Origin of the sequence: Pseudomonas sp., assembly GCF_033723075.1 — a bacterium.
In the GTDB taxonomy this organism is placed as follows: domain Bacteria; phylum Pseudomonadota; class Gammaproteobacteria; order Pseudomonadales; family Pseudomonadaceae; genus Aquipseudomonas.
This window is the reverse complement of sequence record NZ_JAWVXU010000002.1, coordinates 373,254-385,492: the sequence shown is the minus strand read 5'-3', so window position 1 is coordinate 385,492 and position 12,239 is coordinate 373,254. Positions and strand designations below refer to the sequence as shown.

The following is a 12,239-nucleotide window of genomic DNA, read 5'->3' as shown; positions in this document are numbered from 1 at the left end:
CGTCGTATCGACATGGTGGTGCACTCCTGCCACGGCATCGCTCGAACTCCCTTCATTCGAAAGATTCCGTAAGCCTAAATGCGTTACCTATGTCTCCCGACACCTGTTACCTATGTCTCCCGGCTGAACACCGTGCGCACCGCAGGCAAACGCGGTTGCCGCGTAAAACACCGCCGGCGTACCTATGGCGTCGCGCCTGGGGGAGGTTGGGCGGCATTCCCGATGCACGATCATGGCCACACACGACGCATTTCATCCCGATGCTTGATCGGGATGAAATGCGTCGGGAAAGGGTAAGAGCAGAACCGAGGCGGCGCTGGTAAAGGTCAGCCGCCGTCTCGGGTTTTTCTGGTTCACGCCCCGCAGGGCGCCGGTTCTGTGCTACTGGCCGCCTGGACGAGTGCCAGGATGCTGTGTTGGGTCGCCATGCTCTGCAGTTGAACGGATCTTCGTTAGCGCTAGGGCTATCTATCCTGACCTATGGTCGGGTGATGCCGTTCTGCTGTTTCGCCTTGTACGATTTGCCCATGCACGAGCTGCGGCGTTACGCGCTAAGCGCGGAGTTGGGTTGCCATCATGTGTTGTTGACCTGCACCCACGGCCGGATGTTTCGACTCCATGGTTACACGTGCATTCTGTGCGTTGGCACTGCGGCCGGCGTGCAGAATCACGCGGGTGCTGATTGGGGGACAAGTGATACTGCGTGTCGTCATTCGCTTAAACCCTCCTTGTTGCTGTCCTGAGTCCTAAGGTAATCCGATTCATCGCGAAAGGTTTAGTACGAGTAGCAATAAAACCTGAGGCTTCAGGAATTAACGCGCATAAACCCCGGCAACAACCCCGTATTCCCTGGCCTTGGCCAGTTGGCCCTGTCGAGAATCCAGCGTGTACCCGCTTGGCTTTGTGCGCCCCCGTGGCATGTTGGGCTCCGCGCAATCCGAGGGACTGCTGCTTCAGCACTTATTCAAACAGCGCGTTTCCAGGCATTTTGGGGTCGACTTCAGACATCCGTGCAGGCGCCAGAGGCTCTAGGTTAGGCGGGTGTTATTTCAGCCGAACCACTTGGAGCAGACATGCCTAACCCGATCACCGTTCTTCGCGATACCTCCCCAATGCCGATGCTCGACGCCTGCAAGTGGGAAAAACTTGCCGGTGACCCGCACACCGTCAACCTCAATGCCTACACCTCGGAAGACGGCAGCAAGATCATGGGCACCTGGATCTGCACCCCCGGCAAATGGCGGGTCGCCTACGAGAAATGGGAGTACTGCCACTTCCAGGAAGGCTACTGCATCATCACCCCGGACGGTCAGGCGCCGATTCACCTCAAGGCCGGCGATATCTTCATTGTCGAATCGGGCATGCGCGGCACCTGGGAAGTTGTCGAGACGGTGCGCAAGTACTTCGTCTTCGCCTGACGCGGCATTGCGTAAAACACTGCCGCCAAGCCTGGCGCATCTGCAGGTTGGCGTTGAGCGCAGCGATACCCAACAAGGCTTACCAGCCCAGACTGGCTTGGCTGTCTGCCTTTGCTGACGATGGGTCGCGTTGTGCTCATCCTATGGAGTGGGCAGCCCCCCGGGCGCGCTCGCTTCCTCATCAGCCAGCCGTTGCAGGTAGATGGCGAAGTCCGGGTCTTCCCCGCGCAGCAGTTGTGGCAGCCGTTCGCGAAAATCCTCGCGTTGGCTCCACTCGCGCATGTAGTCCTCCCAGGAATGCCAGCGGCGCTGTTTCTTCTCGTCCATGTCGGGCGCGTAGACCAGCAGATAGGCACGCTCGAACAGCGAGATGAGCATGTCGAAAATCAGCAACATGCGTTCGCGCTGTTCATCGGTCAAATCCGGGGTGGCGGGTTGACTGCGCAGCTTCAGGTCCGGGTTGGCCAGCACTACCTCGAGGAAGTCGATATAGGCATCGGAAATCTGCTGCCAGGTGGCTTCCTGTTCATTCGCGCGCTCCTTGCGTTGCTCGACGAGAAAAACCCCAATCGCGAAGGGCAAGGCCACCACCGTGACGATGTAGGACAGCAGCTCCCAGGTTTCAAGTGTCATATCCACGTCCTTGGCTAATGGCCGGTAGAACAAGCAACGCTCATTTTGCCCCAGGCGTGGCGCTATTGCCTCGGCATCATTTACCTCACCAGGCAGGCGATAGGGGGTTGCCTTCCGCGCCTGCCATTGTCATAAATGTTCTGTCGCAATGTGAAGGAGCGAACTCAGAACACCCCCTGTAGACTCGGGGCAATACAGGGCTGCGCATACGCAGCTGCAACGTCGCAGATTGTGGGCTTTGTCAGCGTCGCAACGACAAAGTCCGGAACCTCGACGCTATGCCTGCCCTCGAAGGTACAGACCCGTCAGAAGCGAGGAATACCATGCAAATTCATGTGAGAAGCAACCATATCGAAGGAAGTGTCCGGCTTCAGGAGTGGGTAAGCGCAACAGTGACCGAGCGCCTGGACCGTTTTGAAGATTTTCTCACCCGGGTTGAAGTGCATGTCAGCGACGAAAACGGCAACAAGGCCGGTGTCGATGACAAACGCTGCCAGATCGAAGCACGGCCCAAAGGCCATCAAGCTATTTCAGTCACCTACAAAGCCTCATCGCTCGAACAGGCTGTGGACGGCGCCACCGAAAAAATGCGCCATGCCCTCGAGCACATGGTCGGCAAGCTCGAAGTCAGGGCCATATCCACCGGGCATATCGACGACCCACGCCTGAGCGAAGACCCCGAACAAGTCACCGAGGCCCTGCTGCAGGAAGAATTCCTGGCCAAGGAAGAAGCCCTGGGCCGGGGTTAAGCCGCGCCCCATTCGTTGAATCCTGAATCATTGCCATAAGGGGTTGCCATGCTTGCATGGCAACCCCTTTAAGGTTGCGCCAGCCGTCACGCAATCCACCAGCCAGCTCGTAGGGTGGGCCGGGCGGCGATCCGCTTCAGCCCACAGAGACTGCCTATTCTAGTAGCGCTCCGCTGCGGCCGCGAAATTAGCGGCTAAATCTACATTTATCAAAAAAACCGTATGCCAATGATTGCATGAGTTATGGCGCTCCTGCGGCTGACCGCGACTCCATGCAATCCGTACCCGCTCAATCTGTCGTTCGCTGCCGATACTCGGTAGTGGTCATGCCGGCGTAGCCCCAGTTATCCGTGTCGACTTCCTCGATCACGATATGGGTCAGGTCGGGCCGTTTGTTCAACACCCGTTGCAGGGTTTCGGTGATCTCGCGAATCAACTGGGCCTTCTGCTCGCGGGTAACGCCGTCGCGGGTAATGCGCACATTGACGAAAGGCATATCGATACTCCTTGGGGTTTGAATTGACGATGTGCCCGTAGCCTGTTGCGTTGGGCTATCGCCACTGCGTTTGAAACGGTCAGAGTTCGTAGGGTGCGCCGTGCGCACCAGCAGGTGAGGGATCGCCGGTGCGCACGGCGCACCCTACGCACTGGTTTTTAAACTGGGTTTACCACTTGCCGACGCTCATGCCGCCATCCACCGGCAGCACCGCGCCGGTGGTGAAATCGGCGTGCGAGAGATAGAGCACGGCGTCGGCGATCTCTTCGATGCGTCCCACCCGCCCGACCGGTTGCAGGCCGTTGAGGAACTCGCGCGTTGCCGGGTCATGCATCGGCGTATCGATGATCCCCGGCGCCACCGCATTCACCTTGATGTTGTACGGCGACAGCTCCAGCGCCAGGGCGCGGGTCGCCTGATTCAGGCCGCCCTTGATCAGCACCGGCAGCATGGCCGGTACGGCCAGGTTCGGTTGCAGCGCGATGCTCGCGGTGATGTTGATGATGTGGCCCTGGCGCCGCTCGATCATGTGCCGCGCCGCGGCCTGGGAGGCGTACACCACACCCTTGAGGTTGGTTTCCAGCATGCTGTCCAGGTCATCAACCGTGTAGTCGATAAAGGGCTTGGGCAGGAAGAACCCTGCGTTATTCACCAGCACATCGACCTGACCGAAGCGCTCGATAGCGCGAGCGATCAGGCGCGGTGCGGTGGCCGGGTCGGCGATATCGCCGGCCACGCCGAGAAAGCGCCCGTTGCCGCCCAGTGCTTCGGCAGCGTTGGCCAGCCGCGCTGCGGAGCGCGCATTGCCGACCACATTGAAACCGCGGGCGAGATAAGCCTTGGCCAGACCAAGACCGATGCCGCTGGAGGCACCGGTGATAACGACTGTTCTGTTGTTGCTCATGGTGATAGTCCTGTGGGGTAGGGGGCTCAGCGTGTCGCGTTGTTGGACAGGACTATATTTGTGCGTTGAAAGCGGATAAATATGCGGCCAGGCACTTCACTTGATACACGGTGTAACTAATGCGGCGACAATTCGACGATGTACTGCTGGGCAGCATCGAGCTGTTCTGCCTGGCGGCGGAGATCGGTAGCTTCACCGGTGCCGCCCTGGCGGCCGGCGTCACCCCGGCAGCGGTGAGCCGCTCGGTCTCGCGCCTGGAGGCGCGGCTTGGCGTGCGCCTGTTCGTGCGCACCACCCGCAGCATCCGTCTGACCGAAGGCGGGCTCGCCTACCACCAGCAATGCCGCGGCGCGTTGAACCAGATGCTCGAAGCCGAGCGCGAGCTGATGGGCCAGCAACAGACGCCGTCCGGCACCCTGCGCATCAGCATCCCCACCACCTACGGGCACCACCGGATACTGCCGCTGCTGCCCGAGTTCCGCCGTCAGTATCCGCAGGTGCAAGTGGACATCCACCTGGGCAACCGCAATATCGACTTCGTCGACGAAGGCTACGACATGGCCATCCGCGTGCGCGCGCAACCGGATTCCGGCCTGATCGCCCGCCACCTGGAAGACGCCGCGCTGGTCGTGGTGGCGACTCCCGACTACCTGGCACGCGCCGGCACCCCGCAGCACCTCGACGACCTGGTGCAACATGAATGCATTCAGTTCGAACTGCCCAGCAGCGGCCGACGCATCGCCTGGCTGTTCAACGACGGCGGCCGCCCCTGCGAAATCCTCACCCAGGGCGCCTACGTCTGCTCCGATGACGTACTCGGCGGCGTGACCCTGGCCAAACACGGCGCCGGGCTGTTCCAGGCCTACCGCTTTACCATCGAACGGGAACTGGCCGAAGGCTCACTGGTGGAAGTGCTACAACCCTATGGCGGCCGCTCGCGGCCATTTACCTTGCTCTATCCGCACGGGCGGCATGTGCCGTTGCGTTTGCGGGCCTTTATCGATTTTCTGATGGACAAGCAGAAGGGCTGGGGGCAAGTGAGGGTGGCTTAGTTGCCGGGTGGGCTGAAGGATTGGGCTGGTCGTGCTCACCGTAGTTTTTCGCACACGGCATCCCGTCCCTTAAAACACGAACTTTGATGTCGGAATGGGCTGTTTAAGCGGTTGTTTGGCCATTGCCGTGCGATGCTTTTTCTTTTCAGTCAGGGAGTTACGTTGGTCCGACCCTATACGCCCTATCCTCACCTCATCCGACTAAACCCATTCGCCGCACTGCAATATCGCTGCTCCATCTGTTTGCTCCACTCTTGGCCATCCCGCGCCCAGCGCTTTTCCCAGGCCCGGGATTGCTCGCGAAAATGCACCATAGCCGCCTTGCGGTATTCGCTGTCGTCGATCGAGCCGCGGCGGTGTTTGACGCACACGCGTCTGCTGTCGATGCGGTTATCCAGGGCGTGCCATTCGGCGAGGTCTTGCGCCGAAACCATGCAGCTGCTCGGGGCCGGGCACCGATCTTGGACGTTGGTTGCCCGACAGCAGGCGTCTGGGGCGGTGCTTTCGTGGCCAAGTTGTGCCCGGGGCTGGTATGGCTGGCTGGGACATGGGCGCGCGCCGCTTGCTGAGGCTGTCGCTCAGCCGGGGCACGCGGCTATTCGGCAGGCTAACGGCTGGCCGGCGCGGCCAGGGTCTACCCTGTATCTGGCGAACCCGCCTGGCCGCGCTCGTCGGCCGGGCAAGGCAACACGACAGCGAGGCAGCCCATGGATGTGGAACACCTGGATGTACTGATCATCGGCGCCGGCCTGTCCGGTATCGGTGCGGCTTATCACCTGATGCAGCAGTGCCCGGGCAAGCGCTTCGCGATCCTCGAAGGCCGGCATGCCCTCGGCGGCACCTGGGATCTGTTTCGCTACCCGGGTATTCGCTCCGACTCGGACATGTACACCCTCGGCTACAACTTCAAACCCTGGACCGACCCGCAGGCGATTGCCGACGGTCCGTCGATCCGCCGCTATATCGAGGAGACCGCGCGGGAGAACGGCATCGACGCCAGGATCCGCTACCGGCACCGGGTGCTCAAGGCCGACTGGTGCAGCGAGGCGGCGCGCTGGACCCTGCAGGTGCAGTGCGGCGAGGCGGCCGAACCGAGCCTGCTGAGCTGCAATCAGTTGCTGATGTGCACCGGCTACTACCGCTACGACGCCGGCTATACCCCGCCGTACCGGGGCCGAGAACTGTTCCGCGGCACGTTTATCCACCCGCAACAGTGGCCGCAGGGCTTCGACTACAGCGGCCAGAACGTGGTGGTGATCGGCAGCGGCGCCACTGCCGTGACCCTGGTGCCGGCGCTGACCGACAAGGCCCGGCACGTGACCATGCTGCAGCGCTCGCCGAGCTATGTGGTCAGCCTGCCGCAGCGCGATGGGCTGGCCAACCTGCTGCGCCGCTGGCTGCCGCCGGCCCTGGTCTACCGCCTGGTGCGCACGCGCAATGTGCTCATGCAGCTGGCTTTCTACAAGCTGGCCAGGGGCTTGCCGAGGCTGATGCGCAACCTGCTGCTGGGCCAGGCTCGGCGCCAGCTGGGCGAGGGTTTCGACATGCGCCACTTCAGCCCGCGCTACCAGCCGCGGGATCAGCGCCTGTGCGTGGTACCGGACGGCGATCTGTTCAAGGCGCTGCGCGCGGGCAAGGCGTCGCTGGTGACCGAGCAGATCGACAGCTTGAGCGAAACCGGGATCCGTCTGAAATCCGGCCAGGTGCTGCCGGCCGACGTGATCGTCAGCGCCACCGGCCTGGACCTGCTGCTGTTCGGCGGCATCGCAGTGGCGGTGGACGGCCAGCCGTTCGACGCAGCCAAGAGCATGGGCTACCGCGGCATCATGCTGCGCGACCTGCCCAATGCCGCGGTGGTGCTCGGTTACAGCAACGCCAGCTGGACGCTCAAGGCGGACCTGTCCAGCGAGTACTTCTGCCGCCTGATCAAGCATATGGACGCCATCGGCATGCGCCAGTGCACCCCGCGCGACCCGGCGCGTCGGGTTGGGGAAGCGCCGTTCCTCGATCTGACCTCCGGCTACATCCAGCGCGCCGCCGAGAGGATTCCCAAGCAGGGCGACCGCGTGCCCTGGAAGCTCTACCAGAACTACCTGCTCGACCTGGCGCTGCTGCGCTACGGCAAGCTGGAGGACGGCTACCTGGAATTCAGCTCGCCGCAACGCCGCGAGGATGCCACGGCGTTCGGCTCTGTCGTTTGACGAGATCATCGGCTCGATACCCTGCGTAACCTGTTGTCTCCCTACGATCGCTCCCGGATTGCGCTGGCGCTTATACGGGCTACGGGATCATCGCGCTCTTGTAGGCGGTGCGCCCCGCGGCGATGCAGCCGCAGAGGCGTGCCGCTCTGCGGCATGGTCTTGTGTAAGCCAAACGCCATAGCTGATCAGTGGCTATCGGCTACAGCGCCAGGGCAAATTTCGCTTTTCTGCAAGGCACAAGGCCACTATTATTCGTCAGGTATTTTATGGATGAGTGCGACGGCTCTGTGGGCCGTGCCAATGTCATCATCTGCTGGCAAGAAAGGACTCGTCCATGCAAGAGCAACGCTACCTCCCTGCGCTACGCGCGCACATCGATCAATTGCTGCGCGAGGGCTGGGTGATTGTCCAGCGCGACCCGATCAGGTTGCAGTTCGCTGGCAGAAGCTGCCTGGTCATGCACGGCATGCTGATCAGCGAAGGCCCGCTCTGGAATCATGCCGAGGCTGAGCGACTTTTCTCCACCCAGCCCCCGCAGCAACACTCGCGGCAAACCAGCGCGGCGTCCGTGACGGAGCTGGCTGCGGTCGCTGGCTGATGGTGGTGGTCAGTCCTGGCCGCTGGCAATTATCTGTTCGATCAACCACTGCAACGCCGTGTCGCGTTGGCGCTGCGCCAGGCTGACGACTTCCAGGTGGAAGGGCCCGAGGTGGAAGGGCAGGTCGAACAGTTGCAGCGGCAACAGCGCGGCGAAGTGGCGTGCCAGTTGCCTGGGCAGCACGGCCGCCAGTTCGCTGCTGGCGACGATATGCGCGGCCTGCAGGTAGTTCGGTGTGGTGTAGAGAATCTCGCGGCTGAGGCCCTGTTCGCCAAGCCATTGGTCGACCATGCCGCGGGTCTGGCCACCGTGAACCCACAGGTGGCGCAGCCTGAGAAACGTCTGCAGATCCAGCTTCTCCGCAGCCTGCGGGTGGTCGCGGCGTAACGCCAGTTGCAGGGTTTCGCTCATCCAGTGACGGCGGGCGAAGCGCGCGGGCGTCTCCTCGAAGCGGCCCAGCACCAGGTCCAGTTCACCCTTGTCCAGGGCTTCGGCCGGCAGGCTCGGGCTGAGGTGACGGATGTCGATGCGGATGCCCGGCGCCTGCCGGCTGAGCCGTTCGACCAGGCGCGGCATGCAGATCAGCTCGACGTAATCGGTCACCGCGATATTGAAGCGCTGCCGGCTGCTCGCCGGATCGAAGGCCTCGCCGGCCATCAGGCTCTGCTCGATTTGCTGCAGGGCGGCGCGGATCGGCGCTTCCAGGGCCAGCGCCCGCGGGGTCGGTTGCATGCTGCGGCCGACGCGCACCAGCAGCGGGTCGTCGAGCAGTTCGCGCAGCCGGTTCAGCGCGTTGCTCACCGCCGGCTGGCTGAGGGCCAGGCGTTCGGCGGCGCGCGAGACATGCTGCTCGCGCATCAGCGCATCGAACACGCGCAGCAGGTTCAGGTCGAAGGTAAAGATATTCATCTGCTGAATACGACTTATCACAAGACTAAATTTCAAAAATAGTAGCGCCTTGCTTATGGTGGTGGCGATTTTTCTTCGCCCGACTCTTGAGCTATGCCTGAGTGAGTGCGGCGCTGAACCCCGGTCCTACGGGAATCGCATCCAGGCGGCATGTCCATTCATTCTCCAGCCAGAGGAACCCCGATGAGCCACTCCGCTTTCACCGTTCAGCAAGCCGCCGTGATCGGCGCCGGCACCATGGGCCGCGGCATCGTCATGAGCCTGGCCAACGCCGGCATTGCGGTGTTGTGGCTGGACAACAACCCGCAGATGCTCGAGCAGGCGCTGGGCGTGGTGGCCGAGACCAATGCGCACAATGTCACGCTCGGCCGGATCAGCGCCGAGCAGTCCGCCGCGCGCCTGGCCTGCATCACTCCGGTGAGCGACTACGCGGCCCTGGCCGGGGCCGATCTGGTGATCGAGGCGGTGTACGAGAACCTCGAGCTCAAGCAGCAGATATTCCGCAGCCTGGACGCCATCATGCAGCCGGCGGCGATCCTCGCCAGCAACACTTCGGCGCTGGATATCGATGCCATCGCCGCTGTCACCGCGCGTCCAGAGCAGGTGCTGGGCCTGCACTTCTTCAGCCCGGCGCACATCATGAAGCTGCTGGAAATCGTCCGCGGCGCCAAGACCGCGCCGGCGGTGCTGGACGCCGCCCTGGAGCTGGGCCGGCGCATCGGCAAGGTGGCGGTGGTGGCCGGCAACTGCCATGGCTTCATCGGCAACCGCATGCTCGCTAGCTACGTGCGCGAGGCGCGGATGCTGCTGCTCGAAGGCGCCTACCCGCATCAGGTCGACGCCGCGTTGCAAGGCTTCGGCTTCGCCATGGGACCGTTCCGCATGTACGACGTGGTCGGCATCGACCTGGAATGGCGCGCCCGCGAACTGGCAGGGCTTGGCCAGGACGAGCCGACGGTGCAGGTCGACAACCGTCTGTGCGGCCTCGGCCGCTTCGGCCAGAAGGCGCGCATGGGCTATTACCGCTACGCCGAGGGCAGCCGCCAGGCCGAGCACGATCCCGAGGTGGACGCCCTGGTGTTGCAGGTGTCCGAACAGCTGAGCTTCGTCCGTCGCGACATCGGGCCGGAAGAAATCCTCGAGCGCTGCCTGCTGGCGCTGGTCAACGAAGGCGCGAAAATCCTCGAAGAACAGATCGCCAGCACCAGCCATGACATCGATCTGGTCTACCTCAACGGCTATGGCTTCCCGGCGGACAAGGGCGGGCCGATGGCCTGGGCGGACGCGCAGGGGCTGGCGGATATTCTGGCGCGGCTCGAGGCGTTGCAGGCACGCTTCGGCGAGCACTGGCAGCCAGCCAGGCTGATCGAAACCCTGGCCGCCAGCGGCCAGCCGTTCGCGTCCGTGCAGGAGGGCCGGGTATGAGTTACCAGGCGCCGCTGCGCGACATGCGCTTCGTCCTCCACGAGCTGTTCGATATCGGCGGGCACTGCGCGCTGCTCGACAACGGCCTGGATCGCGAGCTGATCGACGGTGTGCTGGAGGAGGGCGCGCGTTACGCCGCTGGCGTGGTGGCGCCGCTCAATCGCAACAGCGACGAACAGGGTTGCCGCCTGGATGCCGGGCGGGTCAGCACGCCGGATGGCTTCGCCGAAGCCTACCGGCAATACGTCGACAACGGCTGGGCGAGCATGACCGGGCCGAGCGAGTACGGCGGCCAGGGTTTGCCGCAGATGCTGGCGTGCAACTTCCACGAGATGCTGATGAGCGCCAGCTTGTCGTTCCGCGTGTACTCCGGGTTGACCGAAGGCGCGGTGCTGGCGCTGTGCAAACACGGCAGCGAGGCGCTGAAACAGGCCTACCTGGGCAAGCTGGTCAGCGGTCAGTGGGCCGGCACCATGTGCCTCACCGAGTCGCAGGCCGGCACCGATCTGGCGCTGCTGCGCACTCGCGCCGAGCCGCAGGCGGACGGCAGCTTCAAGGTCAGCGGCAGCAAGATTTTCATCAGCGGCGGCGAGCAGGATCTGTCGGCGAACATCGTCCATCTGGTCCTCGCCCGTCTGCCCGATGCGCCGGCCGGGGTGAAGGGCATCAGCCTGCTGCTGGTGCCGAAATTCATCGCCGCCGAGGATGGCAGCCCGGGCCAGCGCAATGCCCTGAGCTGCGGCGCCCTCGAACACAAGATGGGCATCAAGGGTGCCGCCACCTGCGTGATGAACTTCGACGGCGCCACTGGCTGGCTGATCGGTGCGGCCAATCAGGGCCTGGCCTGCATGTTCACCATGATGAACGACGCGCGCTTCCAGGTCGGTCTGCAAGGGTTGGGCATCGCCGAGGCGGCTTTTCAGGGCGCGCTGGGCTATGCCCGCGAGCGCTTGCAATCGCGCGCCCTGGGCGGTCCGGCCGAGCCGGGCAAGGCGGCCGATCCGATCATCAGTCATGCCGATGTGCGGCGCATGCTGCTGACCCAGAAGACTCTGGTCGAAGGCAGTCGCATGCTCGGCGTCTACTGCGCGCGCCAGCTCGATCTCGAACACGCGCACCCGGACGCTGGCGCCCGCCAGGCCGCCGGCAAGCGCGCGGCGCTGCTGATCCCGCTGGTCAAGGCCTTCTTCACCGACATGGGCCAGGAAGTCGCCAGCCTCGGCGTGCAGGTCTATGGCGGCCACGGTTATATCCGCGAGTGGGGCATGGAGCAGTTGATGCGCGACAGCCGCATCACCCAGCTGTACGAGGGCACCAACGGCATCCAGGCGCTGGACTATATCCGCCGTAAGGTACTCGGCGATGGCGGCAGCGAACTGTCGAAACTGCAGGCCGAGTTCAGCCAGCTGTGCGACGAGCAGATGAAGCGTCCGGCCCTGGCCGAACTGGCCCACGCGCTGCAGGCGCGCATCGGCGAATGGCGCGAACTGAGCAGCGCGGTGATCGCCGCCAGCCAGCGCGATGTGCAGGAGATCGGCGCCACCTCGGTGGACTTCCTTCAGTACTCGGCCTATGTGTTGTTGGCTGGCCTCTGGCTGCAAGCCGCCGCCCGGGCGCAGGATGTACTGGACGAGGCGCTGGCCGAACCGGCCTTCTACCAGGCCAAACTGCACAGCGCGACCTTCTACTTCAAGCGCGTGCTGCCGCGCGCCAGTGGCCACCGCGAAGCACTGCTCGGTGGCGCGGACTGTCTGATGGCCATGCCGGAGGCGAGTTTCGCGTTTTAGACCGATGTTCGCGGCTGAAGCGGAGCGGCACGCTGCCGCTCCTACGGGGTTGCGGTGTTTTTGTGGG

General features: G+C 63.5%; 12 protein-coding genes. 7 read left to right on the top strand and 5 right to left on the bottom strand.

The features are described from left to right. Window positions 1–1,073 precede the first annotated feature (1,073 nt). Entirely contained in the window at window positions 1,074–1,418 is a 345-nt protein-coding gene (locus R3355_RS04310; RefSeq protein WP_318945761.1) for a cupin domain-containing protein, read from the top strand. Between the two features lie 141 nt (window positions 1,419–1,559). Here R3355_RS04310 and R3355_RS04305 read toward each other — a convergent pair whose 3' ends face one another. Continuing rightward, window positions 1,560–2,051 (bottom strand): hypothetical protein, encoded by a 492-nt coding sequence (locus R3355_RS04305; protein WP_318945762.1) that lies wholly within the window; start codon window positions 2,049–2,051, stop codon window positions 1,560–1,562. Between the two features lie 323 nt (window positions 2,052–2,374). Here R3355_RS04305 and R3355_RS04300 point away from each other — a divergent pair, with 323 nt between their 5' ends. Beyond that, window positions 2,375–2,800, top strand: coding sequence for an HPF/RaiA family ribosome-associated protein (locus R3355_RS04300; protein WP_318945764.1), 426 nt, complete (start codon window positions 2,375–2,377; stop codon window positions 2,798–2,800). A 289-nt stretch (window positions 2,801–3,089) separates the two neighbouring features. Here R3355_RS04300 and R3355_RS04295 read toward each other — a convergent pair whose 3' ends face one another. Together R3355_RS04295 and R3355_RS04290 are read right to left on the bottom strand one after the other, a co-directional pair. Then, on the bottom strand, window positions 3,090–3,320 hold the full coding sequence (locus R3355_RS04295; RefSeq protein WP_318960206.1) for a 4-oxalocrotonate tautomerase family protein: 231 nt from the start codon (window positions 3,318–3,320) through the stop codon (window positions 3,090–3,092). A 145-nt stretch (window positions 3,321–3,465) separates the two neighbouring features. Continuing rightward, window positions 3,466–4,200 carry an SDR family oxidoreductase gene (locus R3355_RS04290; RefSeq protein ID WP_318960196.1) on the bottom strand — a complete coding sequence of 245 codons (735 nt, stop codon included), beginning with the start codon at window positions 4,198–4,200 and terminating at the stop codon, window positions 3,466–3,468. 119 nt (window positions 4,201–4,319) lie between these two features. On the opposite strand from R3355_RS04290, the gene R3355_RS04285 reads away from it, so the two are divergent. Next, window positions 4,320–5,252 (top strand): LysR family transcriptional regulator, encoded by a 933-nt coding sequence (locus R3355_RS04285; protein WP_318960195.1) that lies wholly within the window; start codon window positions 4,320–4,322, stop codon window positions 5,250–5,252. Window positions 5,253–5,440: 188 nt separating this feature from the next. Here R3355_RS04285 and R3355_RS04280 read toward each other — a convergent pair whose 3' ends face one another. Then, entirely contained in the window at window positions 5,441–5,686 is a 246-nt protein-coding gene (locus R3355_RS04280) for a hypothetical protein (protein WP_318960194.1), read from the bottom strand. A gap of 273 nt (window positions 5,687–5,959) precedes the next feature. Here R3355_RS04280 and R3355_RS04275 point away from each other — a divergent pair, with 273 nt between their 5' ends. Beyond that, window positions 5,960–7,453, top strand: coding sequence for an NAD(P)/FAD-dependent oxidoreductase (locus tag R3355_RS04275; RefSeq protein WP_318960193.1), 1,494 nt, complete (start codon window positions 5,960–5,962; stop codon window positions 7,451–7,453). A gap of 334 nt (window positions 7,454–7,787) precedes the next feature. Next, entirely contained in the window at window positions 7,788–8,051 is a 264-nt protein-coding gene (locus R3355_RS04270) for a hypothetical protein (protein WP_318960192.1), read from the top strand. Window positions 8,052–8,060: 9 nt separating this feature from the next. Here R3355_RS04270 and R3355_RS04265 read toward each other — a convergent pair whose 3' ends face one another. Continuing rightward, window positions 8,061–8,960: a LysR family transcriptional regulator gene (locus tag R3355_RS04265; RefSeq protein WP_318960205.1), complete on the bottom strand. Its 900-nt coding sequence runs from the start codon at window positions 8,958–8,960 to the stop codon at window positions 8,061–8,063. A gap of 183 nt (window positions 8,961–9,143) precedes the next feature. Here R3355_RS04265 and R3355_RS04260 point away from each other — a divergent pair, with 183 nt between their 5' ends. Then, window positions 9,144–10,385 (top strand): 3-hydroxyacyl-CoA dehydrogenase, encoded by a 1,242-nt coding sequence (locus R3355_RS04260; protein ID WP_318960191.1) that lies wholly within the window; start codon window positions 9,144–9,146, stop codon window positions 10,383–10,385. Continuing rightward, window positions 10,382–12,172 carry an acyl-CoA dehydrogenase C-terminal domain-containing protein gene (locus R3355_RS04255; protein WP_318960190.1) on the top strand — a complete coding sequence of 597 codons (1,791 nt, stop codon included), beginning with the start codon at window positions 10,382–10,384 and terminating at the stop codon, window positions 12,170–12,172. The genes R3355_RS04260 and R3355_RS04255 overlap by 4 nt, the downstream gene beginning before the upstream one ends. Window positions 12,173–12,239 lie beyond the last annotated feature (67 nt).